Annotated in this window: 1 pseudogene; it reads right to left on the minus strand. The window is 66.1% G+C overall.

What is annotated here, in order from left to right:
- Positions 1–5 precede the first annotated feature (5 nt).
- Positions 6–227: pseudogene (locus HA630_RS26675) on the minus strand (Rieske (2Fe-2S) protein); the annotation flags it as partial.

A 227-nucleotide genomic window follows, 5' to 3' on the forward strand; every position in this document is an offset into this window, starting at 1 on the left:
TCCATTCAGAATTCGACGGGTTGCAGGTCGTATTGTGACCGCCAAAAGACGACCCCGTCGTGCTCCTGCACGTCGATGGCCACCAGCGGTCCGCGCCCGGGGCCGCCGACGCAGGCGCCGGTGTCGGGCCGGAACAGCGCGCCGTGGCTGGCGCAGACCAAAAACTGCCCGGTGAGGTCGAAAAAGTGGTTGGGCCGCCAGTCCATTTCCATGGCGACGTGGCTGCA

Source organism: Aquabacterium sp. A08 (genome assembly GCF_011742065.1).